Origin of the sequence: Marinobacter zhanjiangensis (assembly GCF_014651935.1) — a bacterium.
Classification (GTDB): Bacteria; Pseudomonadota; Gammaproteobacteria; order Pseudomonadales; family Oleiphilaceae; genus Marinobacter; species Marinobacter zhanjiangensis.
Genome location: NZ_BMXV01000011.1, coordinates 14,556 through 37,751 on the forward strand (window position 1 = coordinate 14,556; position 23,196 = coordinate 37,751).

The following is a 23,196-nucleotide window of genomic DNA, read 5'->3' on the forward strand; positions in this document are numbered from 1 at the left end:
ATGGGCAACAACCATGACAGCATCGCCCTGGACTGGGTTCGCGGCGAAATAGAACAAACTCTGATACAGGGCCAGCAGGCGCTGGAAGCCTACGTCGAGAACCGCGACGATACGGCCCGCCTGCGTTTCTGTCTGAACTACCTGCACCAGGTCAACGGTACCCTGCAGATGGTGGAGCTGCAGGGCGCTGCCCTGCTCACCGAAGAAATGGAAAAGCTTACCCAGAGCGTGCTCAAGGAGCAGGTGGACAACCCGGAACAGGCCGTCGACATCCTGATGGAGGCAATGCTGCGCCTGCCCCGCTACCTGGAAGGCCTGCGCTCCAGCAACGACGACCTGCCCCTGACCCTGCTGCCGCTGCTCAACGACCTGCGCGCCGCTCGCGGTGAAGGCCTGCTGTCTGATCTGTCCCTGTTCCGGCCCGACATGACCGAGGCCCGTTTCGAGGCCTCCCCGCGGGTTGCCCGCCTGCTGCAGGACCCGAAAATCCTGACCAATGTGGCCAAACTGGGCAAGATGTTCCATCGGGCGGTGGAGAGCACCCGGCCCGGCAGCGACAACAGCACCCATTACGACAACCTGCAGAAAGTCATCCAGCGTCTGGTCAAGCTATGCACCGGCACTCCCCGGGAAGAGCTCTGGCGCGCCGCCGGCGGCTTTATCGAAAGCCTGCAGCAGGAGATCAATGACCTCGCCCCGGCCACCCGCACACTGCTGCAGGACCTGGACGACGAGATTGACCGCCTCACCCGCGAGCCCAACGACATCCTGCGTCAGCCGGTACCGGAAACCCTGTTCCGCAATCTGCTTTATTACGTGGCACAGGCCAGGGAAGCCGGCTCGCCGTACATTACCGACCTGCGCGATCGCTATGGTCTGGACCAGGCTCTGCCCGGTGACGAGGCTGACGAAACCGGCGCTGGACCCGGTCGTGAAGCCATCCAGTCGGTTGTTCTCGCCCTGAACGAGGAAGTGGCGAGACTGAAAGACCAGCTGGACCTGTTTGTCCGTGACCAGAGTCGCCAGAACCAGGATCTGGAGGAGTTGCTGCCCGGCCTGAGGCAGGTTGCCAATACCCTGGCGGTAATTGGCCTTGGCAACCCCCGGCGCATCATCGGCGAGCAGATTGAAACGGTTGAACGCCTGCTGGCGCAGAGTGAAACCGCCGATGACGGCACCCTGCTGGATATCGCCGGGGCACTACTGTATGTGGAGGCGACGCTTTCCGGACTGGACCGGGACAAACACCTGAACCGGGGCGAGACCGGGGCCGACACCGCTTCCGATGACGCCGGCCCCGGCGCCCAGGAGCTTGGTGATGCCCATACCGCCCTGTTACGGGAATCCCGCAATGCCCTGGAACAGGTCAAGAGCGCGGTCGTCAATTTCATCGCCTCACAGTGGGATCCCCGGGAAATCGAGCATGTCCCCGAGATGCTCGCCAGCATTGAGGGCGGCCTGAAAGTTATCCCCCTGAAGCGGCCGGCCGACATCCTCGACGCCGCCCGCGACTATATCCAGCAGGTATTGCTGGAGCGCAAGCGCATCCCGGACTGGAAACAACTGGACACCCTGGCGGACACCATCACCAGTGTCGAGTACTACATGGAGCGCCTGGCCGACGGCATCTCCGATAACGAATCGGTACTGCGGGTGGCCGAGGAAAGCCTGCGCAGCCTCGGATTCCCTCCCGGCGAGGAACCCACCTGGGTGGAAGACCAACCGGCTGGCGAACCCGCGGCGACAGCCACCGAAGAGGCCCCGCTGGAGGCCCCGGAACAGAGCGCCAAGAGTTCCGACATGGATCTGGTGGACGACGAAATCCTGGAGATCTTTGTCGAGGAAGCCGGCGAAGTCATGGAGACCATCCACAACTGGTATCCCCGGCTGCGCCAGAACCACGACGACCGGGAAGCACTCACCGAAGTCCGCCGCGCCTACCATACCCTCAAGGGCAGCGGTCGTCTGGTGGGCGCCACCAGCATCGGCGAGCTGGCCTGGTCCATCGAAAACCTGCTCAACCGGGTGCTCGACCAGACGCTGAGGCCCGGTGAGGACCTGTTCCAGCTGGTGGACGAGGTGAACAACCGCCTGCCGGGGCTGATCGACGAGTTCCGTACCGGCCACGCCACCGGCGATGTGACCGCTCTGATCGAGCAGGCGGAAGCCATGGCCAATACCCGCAAGACCGGGCAGGATGACAGTGCCGTCGGGGAATCCGACGCGGAAACCGGAACAGAGGTCGCCGACGGTGCCGAACCGGACCAGGCGGAAGCTCCCGCCGAAGAAGCTGCCAAGGCAACACCTTTCGAGGACGAGGATGATCTGATCGATGATGAGATCATCGAGATCTTCGTGGAAGAAGCCGGCGAAGTACTGGGCACCGTCAATGAATACCTGCCCATGCTGCTGCGTCAGTACGATGACCGCAGTGCCCTGGCGGAAGTACGCCGCGCCTTTCATACCCTCAAGGGCAGTGGGCGTATGGTCGGTGCCAGTGTCGTGGGTGAGCTGGCCTGGTCCGTCGAGAATATGCTGAACCGGGTCATTGATGGCACGGTGTTCATGAATGACGACATCGCCACGCTGCTGCGGGATGTGGCCGACACCATTCCGGCCCTGGTTGCCGACTTTGAGGCCCGCCGGCCAGCCTCGACAGACACCACCGCGCTGGAGCACCGGGCCAACGCTCTGGCCAATGGCGAAATCCCGGATACCCGGGAGATGCCGGCCGCAGAAGCACAGGATGAGACCGTCGAGCCGGCGGATACTGAAACCCCGGAAACGCCGGAACAGCCATCGATCGCTGACGAGCTTGCCGAGACCAACCTTGATGAAGAGGATCTGGTCGACCCGATTCTGGTGGAGATCTTTGAAAGTGAGGCCCGCACGCACCTGGCGGCACTGGAAGAGTTTCTGGAGGACGCCGGCGACCGCAGCAGCGTCACCTACACCGATGCCGTCTCGCGGGCACTTCATACCCTCAAGGGCAGCGCCAACACCGCCGCCATCGAGCCCATTGCCCGGGTAGTCACGCCGCTGGAGCAGTTCGTCAAGCAGGCTCGCGCCGAGAACCGCCGTGCCGATGCCGAGGTTATCGACCTGATTCACCAGTGCTGTGAGTTCCTCAAGTCCGGGCTCGACCAGCTCCACAGCACGCCCCAGCAGCCACTGGACGGCACCGAAGCCTACCTCGAACAACTGGCAGACGTGTCTGCCCGCACCCTGGGGCGCCGCGACCATGATGATCCGCAAGCCGCCGGCAGTCAGGACCAGCAGCTGGTCAGCCTGTTCCTCAGTGACGGGCTCGACGTACTGCTGGATGCCGACCGCATCGTGTCCGAGTGGGCGGAAGATCCCGCCAGGACCGACGACATGGATCGGCTCTCCCATGAGCTTGAACAACTGACCAGTGGCGCACGGGAAGCCGGTCTGGTGGATGTGGCCGAACTCACCGGCGCACTGGCCGGGGTTTATCACAACGCCCTGCCCCACACCGAAGGACCCGATGAGTGGTTCATGGAAACCGTGCAATCGGCCCATGAGCACCTGATCAACCTGATGGATCAGGTCGCTGCCGGCCTTGCCACCAAACCCGACCACACCCTGCAAAGCGAGCTGCAGCTACTGGCAGACTCCCTCTCCACAACCGACGACCTGGCCGAAGATGTCGAATATGACAGTTACCCGCTGCCGACGGCAGAGGTGGACGAGGAGCAGGCCACAACCACGGCGGACGAGTCTGACGACGAGGTGGACGACGAACTGGCGGCCATCTTCCTGGAAGAAGCCGAAGATCTGATCGCCAGCACCGCCGATGCCCTGGAATCCTGGCAGGCGCGCCCGGACAACAGTGAACTGCTGCGCCTGCTGCAGCGGGATTTGCACACCCTCAAGGGAGGCGCACGCCTCGCCGAAATCCATGCCATTGGCAACCTGGCCCATGAGATGGAGAACCTGTTCGAAGGCCTGGCGGAACACCGCCTGGGTGTGACCGGGGAACTGTCCGACCTCCTGTTCAGCTGCCATGACCGTCTCGCCAGCATGGTGGACGCGCTCGCCAACGGCGAACCACCGCGACCCGCGCAGGATCTGGAAGCTGATATCCGCCATTATATGGGCACCGCCAGTGGCAGCCGGCCGGTCACCGATGTAAACCAGGAATCCGATGCCACATCGGAGACAGATACCGAGGCCCCGGACGCAGAACCCGACCAGCCTGTCGATGAACCGGACGCTGCCGAAGAGGAAACCCGCGAAGACACCAATCAGGAGATCGGTGAAGAGTTCAGTGAAGAGGCACCGGACACAGAGGCGTCCGACGCCGTTGAGTACGAGCCGATCGAAGGCAGCGAAGAGGCCAATCTGGAAGACGCCCGCACCGAGTCGGACGATGAGGACCTGTCCGGGCTGGATGTCAGCGATCTCGAGAATGAGCTGGAGCAGCTCCATGAAGACATTGGCGAGGTTCCGGACGAACCTGCTGCCGACAGCACCGGCGACACGGCCGAAGCCGGCCAAACCGGTACCGGCGCCGAGCCGGAGGAAACCGCCCGGACCTTCGACCTGTCACACCTTGACCCGGATCTTGTCGCCATCTTCCTGGAGGAAGCCTACGACCTGGTCAACTCCACCGGCAGTGCCCTGCACAGCTGGAGTGAAAACCCCGACGACACCACCCTGGCCGGCGAGCTCCAGCGGGATGTACACACCCTCAAGGGCAGCGCCCGCATGGCCGGCGTTGATCCCATCGCCGACCTGACCCACGTACTCGAGGATCTGTTCGAGCGGGTCGCTGACGGTCGCATCAGTGCCAACCAGAACATGTTGAACCTGCTGTTCGCCTGCCATGACCGGCTGGCCAACATGGTGGACGAGGTGGCCACCTCCCGTCCCTGCGCACCCGCCACGGAACTGATCAGCCGGGTTCGTGCCATCATCGACGGCAAGCCAGACCCGACCGGAAGCGATACGACCACGGCAACAGCGGACGACGACCAATATACGCCGGCCGCAGAAAGTTCACCCGAGGACGTCGATACCGCAGACACCGATGAAGACGATACCGGCCCGGAACTGAGTGCCGACGAAATTACCGGCATGTTCCTGGAAGAAGGCCTGGACATCTGCGAAACCATTGAAGAAAGCCTGGTTCAGTGGCGTGAAGACCCTGAGCAGCTCAGTGGTATTACCCAGCTGCAGCAGGAACTGCATACCCTCAAGGGCGGTGCCCGCCTGGCGGATATCGATGCCGTGGCTGACCTTGCCGAGGCCTGGTCCGACGGCCTGGGGCCACTGCTGGAAGGTTCCGGCAACCAGCCCCTGGTGCTGTCCCTGAGTGAGCGGGCCAACGAAGGCCTGCGGACCATGCTCAGCGAGCTGGAGGAAGGCAACCGGCCACAGCCCGATAACGGCCTGCTACGGTTGCTGCGGGAAGCGGCCAGCCACCGGGACGAGTCCGCCGACCAGGCTGCGGAAGAAACCACCGCAGCCGACGAGGATGAACCGGATACCGAAGTACTGGAAATTTTCCTGGAAGAAGCCCAGGAAATTCTCGACCAGCTGGAGCAACTGCTGGCGGACTGGTACCAGGAGCCCGAGAGCCAGCACTTCAGCAATGAAGCCCAGCGCGCGTTGCACACCCTCAAGGGCGGCGCACGCCTGTCAAAACAACCGAAGCTCGGGGACCTGGCCCACGATTTTGAAACCCTGCTCACCGATCTGGGCGAGCAGGCGCCGACGCCGGATGACTGGAAGAAGATCACCCGGCACCACGATGGCCTGATTGCCTCGGTTGGCGAGGTTCGCCAGTCGTTCGATCACTACCTGGCCGGCCAGGCCCCCACGGAGGCCGAAACACCGCCAGCGAAACAGCCCGCCGAGACGGCCGAAAAAGCCGGCGACCAGCCCCCTGCCAGGCAGGAGTCTGCCAGCAAGGCGCCGCAACCTGCCCGCAAGGCCATTGAACAGCGCCGCAAGGACAGCGCCCGGGCGGCCCAGGAAACCATCCGCGTCTCCGCACCGCTGCTGGATGATCTGGTCAACCTGGCCGGCGAGACCAGTATTACCCGTGGCCGCCTGGAACAGCAGAACAGTGACTTCGGCCATACCCTGGACGAAATGGCCGCCACCATCGAGCGTCTGCGCGAGCAGTTGCGGCGCATGGACATAGAAACCGAGGCGCAGATCCTGTTCCGGGCCGAGCAGGAGCACGGCCCGGACTACACCGAGGACTTCGATCCGCTGGAAATGGACCGTTACTCCTCCATCCAGCAGCTGTCCCGGGCCCTGAGCGAGTCGGCCTCGGACCTTGCCGACCTGCGCGAAACCATGTCCGACCGGGTACGGGATACCGACACCCTGCTGGTCCAGCAGTCGCGGATCAATACCGAGCTGCAGGAAGGTCTGATGAAGACCCGCATGATTCCGTTCGCCTCCATGGTGCCGAGGCTGCGGCGGATCGTTCGGCAGATCAGTGGCGAGCTCGACAAGAAGGTGGAGTTCGACGTTCACAACGCCGAAGGCGAGCTGGACCGCAACATCCTGGAGCGGATGATCGCCCCCCTTGAGCATATGCTGCGCAACGCCCTGGATCACGGCATCGAGAGCCCCTCCGACCGTGCCAGGGCCGGTAAGCCGGAAACCGGTCAGGTCTCCCTGAACCTGACCCGGGAAGGCGGTGAAGTGGTCCTGCGAATGCACGACGATGGCGCTGGCATTCCCAGCGGGGTGATTCGCCGCAAGGCCATTGAGCGGGGCCTGCTGGGCGAACAGGAAGACCTGAGCGAACGGGAAATCCTGCAGTTCATCCTGCAGCCCGGATTCTCCACGGCCCAGGCCGTGACCCAGATTTCCGGTCGTGGCGTGGGCATGGACGTCGTCGCCAGCGAAATCAAGCAACTGGGCGGCAGCCTGGATATCGACTCCAGGGTTGGCGAAGGCACCACCTTCACTGTGCGCCTACCCTTCACCGTCTCGGTGAACCGGGCACTGATGGTGTCCACCGGCGAGGACTTCTACGCCATTCCGCTGAATACCATCGAAGGTATCGTGCGGGTCAGTACCTGGGAGCTGGAGGAATACTACCAGCCCGAGGCGCCACTGTATGAATATGCCGGCCAGGAATACCGCCTGCAGTACCTCGGTGGCCTGCTGCACAGTGAACACCGGCCCAAGCTGCAGGGTCAGGCGCTGCCGCTGCCGGTAATACTGGTGCGTGGTTCCGAGCAGCCCATGGCCCTGCAGGTGGACAGCCTGCTGGGTAGCCGCGAAATCGTGGTCAAATCCCTGGGGCCGCAGTTCAGCTCCGTGCGGGGCGTGTCCGGCGCCACCATTCTGGGTGACGGCAACGTGGTGGTCATCCTCGATCTGCCGGCGATGATCCGCTCCGACATCCTGTCCGAGCGCCAGCGTCTGTCGGAACAGGCTGCCCTGCAGCAGCAATACCGGGAGGATCGCCCCACCCTGGTAATGGTGGTGGATGACTCGGTGACGGTGCGCAAGGTGACCTCCCGACTGCTGGAACGCAACGGCATGGAAGTGGTCACCGCGAAGGACGGCCTCGATGCGGTCGCCCAGCTGCAGGACCACCGGCCGGATATCATCCTGCTGGACATCGAGATGCCACGGATGGACGGTTTCGAAGTGGCCAGTTTCGTTCGCCACGACGACACCCTGAGCGAGGTGCCCATCTGCATGATCACCTCCCGTACCGGTGCCAAGCACCGGGAACGGGCCCTGGGTCTGGGGGTCAACGAATACCTGGGCAAGCCCTTCCAGGAAACCGAGCTGCTTGAAACCATTCAGCGCCTGACCGGCGAGACAATCGGAGCTGGGGACGACTGATGTCGACAGGAGGCGGGCGGCCTGCCGTCGCGATCGTCTCTGACGACGTGTTGCAACGCCACCGCTTACAGGAGGCGACAAGTCGCTTCGGCATACGCCCGGGATTCTCGGGAGCCCCGGAGCGAATCCTGGATTATGAGCTGCTGCCGGAGGTGGACCTGTGGCTGGTCACGCTGGAAGATGAAGCGGACCACCCCGCCCTGTTCGACCACCTGCTGGACCAGACCGAGGCGCCCATCCTGTTCGGGATTGATCCGGCGCCCAAGCCCGGAACCCGGGATTTCGTACGCTGGGAACGACGCCTGCTGAGAAAGCTGGAACAACAGCTGGGCCCCCTGGAACAGACCGAATCCCAGGAGGCCCTGGAAGAACTGGGCGCGACGCCTCCCGAGCGACCGGAAACGGTGGACATGCCTCCCTGGATCACGCCGGCGGCACCGGGGCAGGTAGCCGAGGAAATCTGGATTCTGGGGGCCTCACTGGGCGGGCCGGCGGCCGTGAAGGCCTTTCTGGATCACCTGCCCCCCGGGCTCCCGGTGGGCTTCGTCTATGCCCAGCACATTGATGGCAATTTTACCGAGGTGCTGGCCAGGGTGTTGGGGCGTCACGCCCACTACCGCCTGCAGCGGGCTGAAGAGGGCATGCGCCCCGCCTGCGGCCATGTCACGGTGATACCGGTGGAGCGGGAGTGGAGCCTGACCCCGGAAGGCGCACTGACAGAGAAAAGCAATGCCTGGCCAGGACCCTACGGGCCGTCCATCGACCAGGTACTGCTGAATTTTGGCGACCATTTCGGGGCCCGCTGCCATGCCATCGTGTTTTCCGGCATGGGTAACGATGGTGCCGTCGCCGCACCCATGCTGAGGGCCTTTGGCAGTAATATCTGGGTGCAGACCAGCGAGACCTGCGCCAACAGTGCCATGCCCGAAGCGGTAGCGGCCACCGGCTGTACCAGCCTGTCCGGCTCTCCGGAAGTACTGGCGAGGTCACTGGTGCGCACACTGGCCGATGCGGCCCTGCTGAAACAGACATCGTCGCAGGATGTAACCTGAGGACCAAGAATCATGACCGATACCACCACGCAAACGCTGCACTGTGTGCTCATTCCCATGAACCACCGACAGTTGCTGCTGCCCAACGTGTCCATAGCGGAAGTGGTGGACCACGACACCCACTTGTCCGGGGATGAAGGCCCCGACTGGCTGGCCGGATACCTGGACTGGCGCGGCCAGACTTTGCCCGTGATCTCCTACGAGGGAGCCAATGAACAGAAAGTCGTGATTCCCGGCGCTGGTCGCGGCCGCATCGTGGTGCTCAACACCATTGGCCCCAATCATGACAAACTGCCCTTCCTCGCCATCGTGACCCAGGGTATCCCCAGCCAGACCCGCCTCGAGGCGGAGCAGGTCCATGGCCGGGAAGACTCTGACCAGGGCCCGGCCGACCTGATGCAGGTAGAAGTGGAAGGCGAGCCGGTGTGGATTCCCGACCTGGAATACCTTGAAAAGCTGGGCATCGAGGCCCTCAAGAGCGCCTGAATCCGGTATCGGGTGGGGAATCCCCTATCGACCCGGGCACCTCGACCGTGTCAGGGTACGGGGTTTTTTAACGCCTGCAGATTAATGTTATACTGTTGCATTATTTGCCGGAACGCCCAGTTATGTCTGCCAGCGCACTGCCCTACCGCCCCCATAACCATGACGCCTGCGTACGGGACGCCCTGGCCGAAGCCCGGGCCATTTGCCAGTCCCGCAGCGCCCGGCTGACGCCCATCCGCCAACGGGTACTGGAACTGATCTGGGAGTCCCACAAGCCACTGGGAGCCTACGACCTGCTCGGTATGCTGGCACAGGAAGGGCATAACGCGGCGCCGCCCACGGTCTACCGGGCGCTGGATTTCCTGCAGCAGCATGGCCTGGTACACCGCATTGCCTCCCTGAATGCCTTTACCGGCTGCAATCACGCCCGCGAGCGCCACACCGGCATGTTCCTGATCTGCCAGGGCTGCCGCAATGTCGCTGAACTGACCTCCGACCAGGTCTCCGGGGCCGTGGCGCAGGCCACCGCCAGAGAGGGGTTCAGGCCGGTCGAGACCACCATCGAAGTAGCGGGACTCTGCCCCCGCTGCCAGGCGCAGCAGGCAGCACCATGACCACAACAGACGCGGAACCCCTGGTCCGGCTCGACCAGGTCTCGGTATCCTTCAACGAGTTGCCAGTGGTGGACCGGGTCAGCCTAGAAGTTCGCCGCAACGATATCGTCACCATCATCGGCCCCAACGGCGCTGGCAAGACCACACTGATCAAGGCGGTGCTGGGTATACAGCCGGTCACCGCCGGTCGCATCCACAAGGCCCACCGTCTGCTGATCGGCTATGTGCCTCAGCACCTTGAGCTGCAGCCCACCCTGCCGCTGAGCGTGCGCCGGTTCATGGCTCTTACCGGCGCCCCGGAAACGGAGTGCCAGTCAGCGCTGGCGCGGACCGGCATCCGCCCTCTGTTCCGCAAGTCGGTGCATCACCTGTCCGGCGGTGAAATGCAGCGCCTGCTACTGGCCCGTGCCCTGGTGCGTAAACCGGACCTGCTGGTACTGGACGAACCCGCCCAGGGCGTCGATATCAATGGCCAGGCAGCACTCTACGAGCTGATCCGCGACGTCCGCGACGAACTGGCCTGCGGCGTGATCATGATCTCCCATGACCTGCACCTGGTGATGGCGGCCACCGACCGGGTGATCTGCCTGAACCAGCATGTCTGCTGCAGTGGCTACCCCGCCGATATCTCCCACGACCCGGCGTTCGTGGAAACCTTCGGTCAGCCCGTGGCGGAGAGCCTGGCGGTCTATCATCATCACCATAACCACAGCCATGACCTCCACGGAGATGTGGTGGACGGCGAGCATCCGGAGCACGTTGAGCACCATGTCCATTCTTGATCCGGTTCTTGATGACTTCTTCTGGCGCGCGTTGCTGGGTGGCCTGGGGATCGCCCTGGTCGCCGGCCCCCTGGGCTGCTTTGTGGTGTGGCGACGGATGGCCTACTTCGGCGATACCCTGGCACATTCGGCGCTGCTGGGTGTGGCCCTCGGCTTCCTGTTCCAGACCAACCTGAACCTGAGCGTGGCGGCCACCTGCGTGCTGCTGGCCATTGTTCTGGTGTCGCTGTCCCGCAGCCAGGCACTGGCCACCGACACGCTGCTGGGCATACTGGCCCACAGCGCTCTGGCCTTCGGCCTGGTGGCCCTGAGTTTCATGCCGGATGTACGGGTGGATCTCACCGGGTATCTGTTCGGCGACCTGCTGGCCATGACCCGGCAGGATCTTGCCTGGATTTTCGGCGGTGCCATTGTGATACTCGCCCTGCTGTACTGGCTCTGGCAGGGCCTGCTGATGGCCACCATCCACGAGGAACTGGCCCGGGTGGAGGGGTTCCCGGTGCAACGCCTGCAACTGGTACTGATGCTGATCTTTTCACTGGTCATCGCCGTCGCCATGAAGATGGTCGGGGTTCTGCTGATCACCGCCCTGCTGATCATCCCCGCAGCCACCGCACGGAGGCTGGCCAGCAGTCCGGAAAAAATGGTGCTGATGGCCATCGGCTTCGGCATGATTGCGGTTGCCTCCGGTCTGAGCATGTCCTGGAACCTGGACACCCCCGCCGGTCCCTCCATTGTGGTGGCCGCCTTCGTGGTATTCCTGCTGATCTACGGGGTGATCCGCCGGGCCAGGGCCTGAGCTGGCAGCTCCCGGTTGCCTGGTCTAGAGTGAAGGCTAGTCTCCCGGTGTGACGCATGCCCCGGAGGGCACACCACAACCCGGTTGCCCCGACCGGAATACTGTCGGACAGGATGCTTCCATGGACCCCGAACAAACGTCAGGACGACCCTTCTACCTGTGGCTGTTACCCGTTCTGGTGATGCTCAGCGGGCTCATTCTGACCGCGCTGATCGCGCCCCGCAGCTTGCTGACAGTAGAGCGGCTGATCGACGATCTGTCGGCCACCCATCATGAGCAACTCAACCGTGCCCTGAGCCGGCGGATCTCCGACACACTGGCAGCAACAAAGGAGCTGGCCGGTGCCGATGAGGCGCCCTTTCCGGACAAGGCCAGCCAGTTGCTGGAGCGGTTTCCCGATGTGGCCGGGCTGGAGCTGCTGACCCAGGTCAGTCATGCCCGGCGCCCCATGATCGAGAAGCGCCTCAGTGAGCAGAGCGGGCAGCTTGTCCGTTTTGCCACCCGGGATGACCGCTTTGCCACCGGGGTCGCGGACGTGTCCGACCAGTATCTGATTATCCGGCGTGCCCGCTACCAGTCGGAGACCGGATCAGCGGATTCCAGTCTCGGGCTGGTCGCCACGTCCGTGCCCCACTGGCGCGGCGCCCTGAAAAGGGCGCTGGATGAAAACCGCACCGCCGCCACCACCCTGACCAAACTGCACCGCAATGGCGACGACCAGACCGCCCTGCGGGTATTTGTGCCTGCTTCCAGGCCACCGCAGACAGAAGAGGCGCGGCTGGTCTCATTGGTGCTGCGGCCGGAAGCCTGGCTCCATCAAAACCTGGCAAATCTGCACGACCCTCGCTGGCAGGTGGAACTCCACGACATCAGCCAGCATGCACGTCACCCCATTGCTTTAATGCCTGCGGCCGGTATGGTTGCCAGCGATGTCGCTCCCACCCGCTCTACCCTGTCGGTAGCGGACCGGAAGTGGATGCTCAGCACCATACCCGCGGCCGGTTGGCTGGAAAACATGAAACAACAGGTGCTATGGCCCGCCTGGCTGACCGGGCTGACCATCACCCTGCTGGCCAGCGCCCTGACCCTGTGGGCCGTCTGGCTGACCCTGCGGACCGAACGCCTGCTGGGCCGGCGCACCCGCCGGGCACGGCGCCTGGGTCAGCAACTGGATAACACGCGGGTAGAGAAGAACATCCTTCACCACTCACTGCAGGAAAGCGACCGCAGGACCCGGGACCTGATCGAACTGGGCGCCGGCATCTTCGCGGAAGTGGATGAGGGACGACTGATCGGATACATCTCGCCACAGGTAGCCACCCTGCTGGAAATTCCTTCTACAGACCTGATGGGCAAGCGCCTGGACAGCCTGTTCAGCGGGAACAGCCAGATGGACCTGGCCATGGCCTTCGACGCCGCCAGACAGGACCATGCCATCCAGCGTCTGGACACCGAGATCATCAACCGGGACGGCACGGCGCTTCCGGTTGCTCTGCGAATCAAGGCCCTGAAAGACCCTCTCAGCGGCTGTTCCGGCTTCCGTGTGTCGCTGACGCCACGGCAGTAATCAAGGCTATAGGGGTCGGACCACATCCCTTATGCGCCCGGTTTCCACCAGTTCCATGAATTCCTCACCCAGCCGCGCACTGCGGGCAATCGCCGTGCGCCAGGTGCGCTCGCGGCCGGCATCGTCACCGGCGAACCGCTCGAAATCCTTCCGGTCCGGTAATTTACGGTCCGGCAATGAATGCAGGTAGTCGCGGGAAGGGGCCACCAGCAGGACATCCTGCAGACGGTTGGCGTCGCCGCGACGCCAGGGCAGGCTCTTGTCGAACCAGCCGGGAACCACCCGGTCGGTAAAATGGGGGTACAGCACCACCCCCGGCTGCCGGTAGGGCAGGTCCAGGTGGTAGTCCAGCAAACCGCCGTCCCGATAGACCCCTTGCGGGGCCCCGGGAATATTGCGGACGCCGGACATCACCAGGGGGATGGACGCCGACGCCAGCAGGGCAGGAATCAGATTGTCGCGGCTCAGGGCCACATCATGACTGGGAAAGTCCACCAGCTTCGCCAATGGCGTGGCCAGTCGCCGGTCATGGATAATGCCCCGCTCGAAGAAGCGACCCAGGTGACGGCGGCTGATCGTATTGGCGCTGATAGCCTTCATCAGCCCCATGGCCAGGCGGCCACGGGTATCGTCTTCCAGTCCCGGCATGCTGCGCACCACGACAATATTGAGCCGGTACCAGGGGTGCTCGAGAATGGCCTGCTCCCGTCCACCGAGAAGCTCCTCCAGAAACAGCGTGCTCTTGCGGCTTACCTCGGCCGGGCTGACGCCCCTGGAGAACCGCTGGCAGGTGTAGAGTTCCGCCAGCTTCGCCAGCTGGGCCGCAGGGTCGTCGGAGGAGGCCACGGCGGCAAACCGCCAGCTGCCGATAGAGGACCCGATCAGCGAGCGCTCCTGGGGAGCCCGCAACAGCCAGTCGCCAAAGATTGCCCGGTCCAGACCGGACAGCCCCAGGGCCTTGGGGCCGCCCGCCGCGCCCGGAATGACATGCACGTCTTCCGGTTTCAGCCCGGTTTCCCGGACCCGCGCCATGGCGCGTCTCCCGGCCCTGATGGTCAGAGCCGGCGGGCGGCTGTGGATGGCTGGCATGGCTGATACCTCCCTGGAAGTATGACGCTACGGCTTATGCACCGGAGCCCTGTAACCGGCAGCGGAACGCAACGCCGGCATGGGAATTCGGTCGCGAGTTTATCGAACTCCCGCGGGCACGACTATAACCAGGCCAGTCACTGGTCTTTTTGGGCACAGGCCACGTAACCAGTACTGTTAACAGGTAACTTGCCTTACAATGGCGGGTTTAGTCACGCCGTACCGCAACGGGAAGCATCATGACAGACACTCTCGACTCCCTTTCCGCCCATTACCGGGGCATCATTGAAGGCCTGGGCGAAAACCCGGACCGTGAAGGCCTGCAGGACACACCGCAACGGGCTGCCAAGGCCATGCAGTTCCTGACCCGGGGCTATCATCAGTCCCTGGCGGAACTGGTCAACGGCGCCGTGTTCGAGTCCGCCATGGACGAAATGGTGCTGGTGAAGGACATCGAACTGTACAGCCTGTGTGAGCATCATCTGCTGCCCTTCATCGGCAAGTGCCACATCGCCTACATTCCCGACGGCAAGGTTCTGGGTCTGTCGAAGTTTGCCCGCATCGTGGACATGTACGCCCGCCGGTTGCAGATCCAGGAAAACCTGACCCGGGAGATTGCCGAAGCCGTGGAACAGGTCACCAGCGCCGCGGGCGTCGCGGTGGTTATCGAAGCCCGCCACATGTGCATGATGATGCGCGGCGTGGAGAAACAGAACTCGATCATGAAAACCTCGATGATGCTGGGTGGCTTCCGCAAGTCCCAGGCTACCCGCACCGAGTTCCTGCAACTTGTCGCCGCAAGGGACTGACGCCGTGACCACTCCCGTCGCCGTCATCACCGGTGCCGGCCGCCGGCTCGGCTTTTACACCTGCCAGGCGCTACTGGACCTCGGTTACCGTGTATTTGCCCTGTATCGTACCACCACCGGCGAGATCGACCAGCTGGCCGCCAGGGGCGCCACGCCCGTGGCCGTGGACCTGGCCGACCCCGCCAGCGTTGACCAGGCACTGGTAACCATCCGCACCCGGACCCCTGAAGTGCATCTGCTGGTGAACAACGCCTCCGAGTTCACGGCGGATGAAGAGGAAGAAGCTGACCTGGCACGCCAGGCCGCACGCCTGTTCCAGATCAACAGCATCGCACCGATGATGCTGATGGCCGGACTGAGCAACTGTCTCCGTGCCGGCTGCACGTCCCCTGCCGAACCCACGCTGGTGGTCAACATCACCGATATCTTCGTGGAAAAGCCCAACCCGACATTTGCCGCCTACTGCGCCAGCAAGGCGGCGCTGAGTAACCTGACTCTCAGCTATGCCCGTTCGCTGGCGCCGGAAGTGCGCGTCAACGCCATCATGCCCGGCCCGATCGGCTTTCTGCCGGATCATACCGAAGAGGAACAGGCCCGCGTACTGTCGGAAACCCTGTTAGCCCGGGAGGGCGGCTTTGATAGCGTGGTCCAGCAGATTATCGCCCTGCTGGACAACCAGTTCATGACCGGCGCCCTGATTCCAGTCGATGGTGGCCGGCGCCTCGCCTAGGACCCGGCCCCGATAGGGCAGGCGTTCGCCGGAGACAGGTTCCCCCGCCAGCAACTGCCGGTAGTAGGTTTCGGTAATCGCATTGCCGGTAAACGCCGGGTTGCCAGAGGTTTCCAGTATGTCCACGTCGATAGGCCTGTCGCGCACACCACTGAAAGGATCAGAGCGGTCACGGCCGAGCGCCTCTTCCAGTTCATTAAGGTGCTGCTTTACCTGATCCGGCTGCAGATCACTGTGAAACACCGCCAGCGCATTCAGGAAGCTGTTTTCCGAGTCCATCCCCTGTGGTGCCGTGCGAACCACCGGCGACAGTGACACCGGCCCGAACCGCCGTGCCAGCCGTGCCAGCGCCCGGGGGAGATTCCTTTCCGGATCAATGTTGCTACCCAGTCCACACAGATACCACATACCGGTCTCTCACGTTGTTGCTCTATTGATTGGTGCTGCCATCTTCAACAAGCAGTACGGACCGGGTCTGCATACGGCCCAGTGTGTTGCCTGACCGTTGAACCATGAAACTGGATCTCGATCAACTTTCCCTGCAATTCCCGGTAGGCACACACAAGCTCCAGCCGTTAATATGCCCTTGTTTTGGTACCCTTGACCGGAGATGACCTATGCCAATACAGCACCCCGAAGAAATCCGAAAGATTCTGGGCGACGTTCGTACCATTGCACTTGTCGGCGCCAGTGAAAAAAGCCATCGACCCAGCCACGAGGTCATGGCCTACCTGCAGGGGCGGGGCTATCGCGTGATTCCGGTAAACCCCGGACTGGCCGGACAAACCCTGCTGGGTGAGACCGTCTACCCGGATCTGGCATCGGTACCGGGGCCGGTGGACATGGCTGACCTTTTTCTTGCCCCTGAACGGACCGGCCCGGTCATCGATGCCGCCATTGCCCGGAATATTCCGGTGATCTGGCTACAAATCGGGGTTATCAATCACGAAGGTGCCGAGCGTGCCGAAGCCGCCGGCGCCAGGGTTGTCATGGACCGGTGCCCGAAGCAGGAAATACCGCGGCTGGGAATTCCACCAGTAGCAGCCTGACGGCAGCTTTTATGCACGGGTAATTTCATCGTTTGGTAAAAAAGTCACCTATTGCATAACATACCGATTGCGAATGTGACCGATTAGTCACCCGATCGCTCATACTGTAGGCTTGGTCGCCGCTAACAGAATAATAACGACATAACTCTAACATCCTGCTTCCGGAGAGCTGTGTGCGCCTGAAACGCCCGCTATCTGTTGTCCTTGCCCGTCAGCTGATGAAGCCGGTGTTTCCGGCGATCATCCTGTTGACGTTTCTGGTGATCGCGACCGGACTCAAGCTGGGGCTGGACTCGGAAGAAGACGCCCAGATCCGCCAGACACTGGCTTCCGACACCGACTCCCTGGTCCGCCAGCTGGAGCAGGACTTCCTCAACCACCTGATTGCCCTGCGCCGGATGGCCGACCGTCTGGCCCTGCAACCGGACATGCCGCAAGCTGTCTGGCGCGAAGACGCCCGCAACTACCTGCAGGATTTCCAGACATTCCAGGCTATCGAGTGGATTGACCGCCACTTTGTCATTCGCTGGCTCGAGCCTGTGGAAGGCAATGCCGATGCACTGGGCTACAATGTCGCCTTTTCCGAAGAACGGAGAGAGGAACTGGAGCGGGCCCGGCAACTGGGTCGGCTTGATATTTCCGGGGTGATCAACCTGACCCAGGGCGGCACCGGCCTGGTAGCCTATGCCCCGGTAGGATCCGGCGCCGATAACCGTGGCTTCATCGCCGGCGTTTTCCGCATGGAAAAGCTGGCCGATGCGCTGATTGCTCCCCGAGTCCACGGCAATTTCTCCCTCGCTCTGATAGAAGATGGCGAAGTGGCATTCAGCCTGCCCGCCCGGACTGCCACCAACACCGATTTCAGCCACACCACGGCAGCCAACCTGCCCACGGTACAATGGTCATTGCGAGCCGTCCCCACCAATGAGTGGATCGACCAATACCGTAGCAACTGGCCATGGGCCACCTTCATCAGCATGGTGGCGCTGGGTTTGCTCGTGTCCCTGAGCACCCTGCTGGCTCAGGTGGTACTCAAGCGCAACCAGGCTCTGCTGAGAACCCGACAGGATCTCGAGGAAGAGATCGACCAGCGCATTGCTGTCCAGCAGGACCTGGCCCACCTGAAATCCACCGACCCACTGACGGGCCTGGCCAACCGCCGGTTCTTCATGGAAGACCTGGAGCACACCCTGCTGCAGGCGGAAAGGCAGATGCGTCAGGTCGGCCTGATCATGATGGACCTCGACCGTTTCCAGATGCTGAACGATTCCCTGGGCCACCAGTTCGGGGATGAGTTGCTGGTGATGGTGTCAGAGCGACTCAACCGGTTAAGCGACGAACGGGTAATGGTAGGTTACTCCGGCGGCGACGAGTTCATGATCTGCCAACAGCATGTGGAGGACATCGACGATGTGATCAACCTGCTGGGCCAGATCAAGGCATGCTTTGCCGAACCGTTTGAAATCGATAACGAGAAACATCACGTCACCGCAACCATGGGCGTCGCTGTCTATCCCCAGAGCGGAATGGACGCAGATATCCTGCTGCGCAACGCCGACATCGCGCTCTATCGGGCCAAGGAGCAGGGCCGTAATACCTACCAGTTCTATACCGAGGGTATGCAGGAGCGGGAGGTTCGTCGACTGGAGCTGGACCATGATCTGAGCGAAGCTCTGGCCCGCAACCAGTTCGAGCTTTACTTCCAGCCACAACTGGACCTGGTCACGTCCCGGGCCTGTAGCGTGGAAGCACTGATCCGCTGGAATCATCCGCAACGGGGCCTGGTACCGCCCGTGGAGTTCATTCCGCTGGCCGAAGAAAGCGGTCGCATCACGGAAATCGGACGCTGGGTGATCCGTGCTGCCTGTCAGCAGATTCGCAAGTGGCGCGGCACCCCGCTGGAAAACATGCGGATAGCGATCAATCTGTCCGGCCGTGAGCTGGGCGAGGCCGATCTGACGGACTACCTGGCACGCTGCTTCAGGGAATTCTCGGTTGAGCCTCAACAGCTGGAAATCGAGCTGACCGAGCAGACGTTTATCGAGAATGTCGAGCACAACCATCAGCAGATGCGGCGCATCAGTGATCTGGGTGTGCACCTGGCGATTGATGACTTCGGTGTGGGCTATTCCTCACTGGGTTATCTGAGGGATTTCACGGTGGATCTTCTGAAGATCGACCGCTCGTTCATTACCGATGTCGCCGAGCGACATGATGATGCGGTAATTACCCGTGCGGTGATCAATCTGGCCCATAACCTGGGCATCCGGGTAGTGGCGGAGGGTGTGGAAACGGAGCAGCAGCTATTGTTCCTGAAGCAGCACCATTGTGATATGGCCCAGGGCTATTATATGAGCCGCCCGGTGCCCGCCGGTGATTTGCCGGCAGTGATCGCCCGGGGTCTGTTGCCCGTACGTTCTGCATAACCGCTTTCGGGCGCTCCCGTCGCACATGGTAAACTCTGAACAGTCCGACCTTGTTCAAGCCAATCTGACAGGATATCCATGGCCAGCTATCTGACTCCGGAACAGAACCAGCGCCTTCGCCGCTGGGAAACCATAAACAAGGGCTATTTCATCTTTGCGTTTGTGGCACTGATCGTGCTTCTGGTTTTCAGCAGCCAGTTGGGCCTGTCCAGTGGCAGCAGCTGGGGGCCTTTGGGGGTTCTTCTGGCGCTGCTGGTTATCCCCATTATCGTTCTCCAGCTCCGCCTCAAATGCCCTGCCTGCGGCCACTCCATCGGCTGGCAGGCCAAACTGATGGCGCCGGATCAGTGTCGGCATTGTGGTGTTTTTCTCCGGTCCCGCTTTTAGTTGTCATGGTTTCTAAGACTGCTGGTTTGGGTGCCTGGCTCTGGGGTATCCGGGACGGCCCCTGTATTGCGGCGAAGAAAGGCCCCCACTGCCCACCGGACCAGCCCCCGGTTCAGACCTCACATTCAGCCCCCGCCAGCCAAAATCCAATAAACTCTTGACCTATGAGCAACTCACAGGTTCTAGTGTAAGCTTATTATAAGCCCATAATGGGAAGCACCATGAAAGTAAGCGACCTGGCGAAAGCGGCAGAGGTAAAGCCGGACACGGTTCGGTTCTACACCCGGGAAAGCCTGTTGAACCCGACCCGGAATCCGGACAACAACTACCAGCAGTACGATGCCGAAGACCTGCGCCGGCTGCGGTTCGCCCGCAAGGCCCGTCAGCTCGGGTTCTCGCTGCCGGAAATCCGCTCCATCCTGGATCAGGCAGACGAAAACCACTCCCCCTGCCCCATGGTCCGGGAAGTGTTTGAAGAGCGCCTGGCCGAAGTGGAGAAAGAAATCGCCCAGCTTCAGCAACTGCGGGAACGCATGAAGAGCGCCCTTACCGCCTGGCAGGCCATGCCCGACGGCACCCCGGATGGCCACACCATCTGCCAGCTGATCGAACACTGGGACAATGACCAACCTGCTCACAAGAGAGGCTGCAACCATGGCTGAAACTGATACCGCCACCCTGAGCCCCGCGCTTTCCATATCCGGGGCCAGCTGCCAGGGTTGTGCCAAAAAGATCCGCACGGCCCTGGAACCCCTGACCGGCAGTACGGAACAGGTCGAGGTGGACCTGGAGCACCAGACCGTGGCCTTGCCTGACGGCATTGATCTCGACGACGCTGCCAAACGGGTGACTGAAGCGGGCTATCCCGCGGAACCGCTCTGGAAGCCGGCCCTGTCCATTTCCGGGGCCACCTGCCAGGGCTGCGCCCGCAAGATCCGCCAGGCCCTCGAGCCCCTCACGGGCGACGAAGGTCACGCTCACGTGGATCTCGAACAGCAGACCGTCTGGCTTTTTCCGGATGTTGACCGTGAGCAGGCCGCAGAACGGGTTACCGAGACCGGCTACCCGGCCCGGCCACTGGACGAGGATTCAGATACTCCAGCCCCTCCGAAAACCCAAAGCGACCAGTCCGAAACGCCGACTCAGGCGCCGGAGGGTGACCAAGCCCCGGAACCGTCAGCATCCGCCGGCAATACCGATGACGACCAGATCCAGCTTGCGGTCACCGGCGCCACCTGCGCCTCCTGTGTCGCCACCATCGAAAAGGCCCTGATGTCCGTGAACGGCGTGACCAGCGCCCACATGAACCTGGCGGACAATACCGCCACGGCAACCGGTGACGCCGACCCGCAAGCCCTGGTGCAGGCGGTGGAGAGCTCTGGCTACGGCGCCAGTGTCATCGAGGACCCGGACGCGGCCGATGAGCAGAAACAGGCACAGGACCGCAAGCAGTACCGCAACATGCTGATCAAGATGGCCGTCAGCCTGTCGCTGGGTATCGGCCTGATGGCCTATGGCATGGGCTTTGGCTCGATGATGGTCAGCGAGGCCAACCAGGTTACCTGGATCGGTCTGGGCATTCTCACCATCGCCGTCATGGCACTCACCGGTGGGCACTTCTTTACCGGGGCTGCCAAGGCCTTCCGCCACCACAATGCCAATATGGACACCCTGATTGCCCTGGGTACCGGCACCGCCTGGATCTATTCCATGGTGGTTTCCCTGTTTCCGGACGTTTTCCCGGACATGGCCCGGCACGTCTATTACGAAGCGTCCGCCATGATCATCGGCCTGATCAACCTGGGGCAGGCGCTGGAGCTGCGCGCCAAGGGCAAGACGTCCGAGGCCGTACGCCGCCTGCTGGACCTGCGGGCGAAGACGGCCCGGGTCATCCGCGACGGGGAAGAACAGGATATCCCGGTGGAACAGGTGCGCAAGGGCGACCATATCCGGGTGCGCCCGGGCGAGAAGCTGCCGGTCGATGGTTTCCTTGTGGAAGGAACTACCCGCATCGACGAGAGCATGCTTACCGGCGAACCCATGCCCGTGAGCAAGGCGGACGGCGACGAGGTATCCGCCGGCACCCTCAACACCCATGGCTCCATCGTCTATGAGGCCACCCGCGTCGGCAGCGAGACAGCACTGGCGCAGATCATCCGGCTGGTGAAAAAGGCGCAGGGCTCGAAACCGGCCATTGGTCGCCTGGCGGACAAGATCTCGGCGGTATTTGTGCCCACGGTGATGCTGATTGCCGTGGTGACCGCCCTGGTCTGGTTTAACGTGGGCCCCGACCCCCGGGTGGTCCACATGATGGTGGCCGCCACCACCGTGCTGATCATCGCCTGCCCCTGTGCCCTGGGCCTGGCGACCCCCATGTCGGTGATCGTGGGCGTGGGCAAGGCGGCGGAACATGGCGCCCTCATTCGCCAGGGGGACGCCCTGCAGACCGCCGGAAAGCTGGACCTGGTGATCCTGGACAAGACCGGCACCATTACCGAGGGCCACCCGGCCGTGACTCATGTAAAGGCCGCTGAGGGAGATGAGGCCGAGGTGCTGGCCCTCGCGGCGGGGCTGGAGCAACACTCGGAACATCCCCTGGCCGAGGCCATCCTTGCCCGGGCCAAAGAGGATGGGGAGCCGAAGCGTTCCGTCACCGGCTTTGAGGCGCTTAACGGCAAGGGCGTACAGGGCGACCTGGACGGCGAGCCCCTGCGACTGGGCAACCGCCGCTGGCTGGAAGGGGAAGGCGTCGACCTGTCCGCCCTGGACGAGGCCGCCGACACCATCACCAGCGAAGCCGGAACGCCGCTGTTTCTGGCCCGGGGCAATCAGGCTCTGGGTGTCATCGGGGTGGCTGACGCCATCAAGGAAGACTCGGAAGTGGCCATTCGCCGCCTTCATGATGCCGGCATCCGGGTGATGATGGTGACCGGTGATGTGCAGGCCACCGCCGAGGCCATTGCCCGCAAGGCCGGAATCGACGATATCCGGGCGGAAGTGCTGCCGGAGGACAAGGCGGACATTGTCGAGGAAATGCGACGCAAGGGTCATACCGTGGCCATGGTGGGCGACGGCATCAATGACGCGCCGGCCCTGGCCGCGGCGGATGTGGGCTTTGCCATTGGCACCGGCACCGATGTCGCCATCGAGAGTGCCGCCATCACCCTGATGCGGGGATCCCTGCACGGGGTGGCCGATGCCATCCAGATCTCACGGGCCACCATTCGCAATATCCACCAGAATCTGTTCGGCGCCTTTATCTACAACACCCTGGGCATTCCCATCGCCGCCGGGGTGCTCTACCCGGCCTGGGGAATGCTGATGAGCCCGATTCTGGCCGGGGCAGCCATGTCCCTGTCGTCGGTTACAGTGGTGACCAACGCCAACCGATTGAGGTTCTTCAAACCCGGTCACAAAAGCGCATCACAGGAGGGGAACGGATGACAACAGTACTGGTCAACCTTGCAGGACTTGGACTAATGGTTGCTATCGTCTGGTGGTTCTGGCTATCCGGCAACGGCACTTCCGACCAACAACACAATCACCACTGAGGAACACAAC

General features: G+C 62.7%; 16 protein-coding genes. 14 read left to right on the plus strand and 2 right to left on the minus strand.

Features of this window, described 5'->3' with window-relative positions:
• From IE079_RS18150 to IE079_RS18180, 7 genes are all read left to right on the plus strand, one after another.
• Complete coding sequence (locus tag IE079_RS18150; protein ID WP_189578401.1) at positions 1 to 7,845, plus strand: Hpt domain-containing protein; 7,845 nt, start codon at positions 1 to 3, stop codon at positions 7,843 to 7,845.
• On the plus strand, positions 7,845 to 8,897 hold the full coding sequence (locus IE079_RS18155) for a chemotaxis protein CheB (protein ID WP_189578403.1): 1,053 nt from the start codon (positions 7,845 to 7,847) through the stop codon (positions 8,895 to 8,897). The genes IE079_RS18150 and IE079_RS18155 overlap by 1 nt, the downstream gene beginning before the upstream one ends.
• 12 nt (positions 8,898 to 8,909) lie before the next feature.
• Positions 8,910 to 9,383: a chemotaxis protein CheW gene (locus tag IE079_RS18160; RefSeq protein ID WP_189578405.1), complete on the plus strand. Its 474-nt coding sequence runs from the start codon at positions 8,910 to 8,912 to the stop codon at positions 9,381 to 9,383.
• Positions 9,384 to 9,505: 122 nt separating this feature from the next.
• Complete coding sequence (locus IE079_RS18165; protein ID WP_189578407.1) at positions 9,506 to 9,997, plus strand: Fur family transcriptional regulator; 492 nt, start codon at positions 9,506 to 9,508, stop codon at positions 9,995 to 9,997.
• Complete coding sequence (znuC, locus tag IE079_RS18170; protein ID WP_189578410.1) at positions 9,994 to 10,779, plus strand: zinc ABC transporter ATP-binding protein ZnuC; 786 nt, start codon at positions 9,994 to 9,996, stop codon at positions 10,777 to 10,779. Before IE079_RS18165 ends, znuC begins: the two co-directional genes overlap by 4 nt.
• On the plus strand, positions 10,766 to 11,578 hold the full coding sequence (znuB, locus tag IE079_RS18175; RefSeq protein WP_189578412.1) for a zinc ABC transporter permease subunit ZnuB: 813 nt from the start codon (positions 10,766 to 10,768) through the stop codon (positions 11,576 to 11,578). Before znuC ends, znuB begins: the two co-directional genes overlap by 14 nt.
• 121 nt (positions 11,579 to 11,699) lie before the next feature.
• The gene (locus tag IE079_RS18180) at positions 11,700 to 13,145 is read left to right on the plus strand and encodes a CHASE domain-containing protein (protein ID WP_189578414.1); all 1,446 of its coding nucleotides are present in this window, start codon (positions 11,700 to 11,702) and stop codon (positions 13,143 to 13,145) included.
• Positions 13,146 to 13,151: 6 nt separating this feature from the next.
• Here the strand turns inward: IE079_RS18180 and IE079_RS18185 are convergent, their stop codons facing one another.
• Positions 13,152 to 14,234, minus strand: coding sequence for a patatin-like phospholipase family protein (locus tag IE079_RS18185; RefSeq protein ID WP_189578416.1), 1,083 nt, complete (start codon positions 14,232 to 14,234; stop codon positions 13,152 to 13,154).
• A 239-nt stretch (positions 14,235 to 14,473) separates the two neighbouring features.
• Here IE079_RS18185 and folE point away from each other — a divergent pair, with 239 nt between their 5' ends.
• The gene (gene folE, locus IE079_RS18190; protein ID WP_189578418.1) at positions 14,474 to 15,043 is read left to right on the plus strand and encodes a GTP cyclohydrolase I FolE; all 570 of its coding nucleotides are present in this window, start codon (positions 14,474 to 14,476) and stop codon (positions 15,041 to 15,043) included.
• A 4-nt stretch (positions 15,044 to 15,047) separates the two neighbouring features.
• On the plus strand, positions 15,048 to 15,773 hold the full coding sequence (locus tag IE079_RS18195; RefSeq protein ID WP_189578420.1) for an SDR family NAD(P)-dependent oxidoreductase: 726 nt from the start codon (positions 15,048 to 15,050) through the stop codon (positions 15,771 to 15,773).
• Here the strand turns inward: IE079_RS18195 and IE079_RS18200 are convergent.
• Entirely contained in the window at positions 15,660 to 16,181 is a 522-nt protein-coding gene (locus IE079_RS18200; protein WP_189578422.1) for a 2-amino-4-hydroxy-6-hydroxymethyldihydropteridine diphosphokinase, read from the minus strand. The genes IE079_RS18195 and IE079_RS18200 overlap by 114 nt on opposite strands.
• A gap of 209 nt (positions 16,182 to 16,390) precedes the next feature.
• On the opposite strand from IE079_RS18200, the gene IE079_RS18205 reads away from it, so the two are divergent.
• The 5 genes from IE079_RS18205 (at position 16,391) to IE079_RS18225 (ending at position 23,079) form a co-directional block, all read left to right on the plus strand.
• Positions 16,391 to 16,822 carry a CoA-binding protein gene (locus IE079_RS18205; RefSeq protein ID WP_189578424.1) on the plus strand — a complete coding sequence of 144 codons (432 nt, stop codon included), beginning with the start codon at positions 16,391 to 16,393 and terminating at the stop codon, positions 16,820 to 16,822.
• A 173-nt stretch (positions 16,823 to 16,995) separates the two neighbouring features.
• Complete coding sequence (locus IE079_RS18210; protein WP_227712602.1) at positions 16,996 to 19,248, plus strand: putative bifunctional diguanylate cyclase/phosphodiesterase; 2,253 nt, start codon at positions 16,996 to 16,998, stop codon at positions 19,246 to 19,248.
• A gap of 78 nt (positions 19,249 to 19,326) precedes the next feature.
• Positions 19,327 to 19,635, plus strand: coding sequence for a hypothetical protein (locus IE079_RS18215; RefSeq protein ID WP_189578426.1), 309 nt, complete (start codon positions 19,327 to 19,329; stop codon positions 19,633 to 19,635).
• Between the two features lie 221 nt (positions 19,636 to 19,856).
• Complete coding sequence (locus IE079_RS18220) at positions 19,857 to 20,297, plus strand: MerR family transcriptional regulator (protein WP_189578428.1); 441 nt, start codon at positions 19,857 to 19,859, stop codon at positions 20,295 to 20,297.
• Entirely contained in the window at positions 20,290 to 23,079 is a 2,790-nt protein-coding gene (locus IE079_RS18225; protein ID WP_227712603.1) for a heavy metal translocating P-type ATPase, read from the plus strand. The genes IE079_RS18220 and IE079_RS18225 overlap by 8 nt, the downstream gene beginning before the upstream one ends.
• Positions 23,080 to 23,196: the final 117 nt, after the last annotated feature.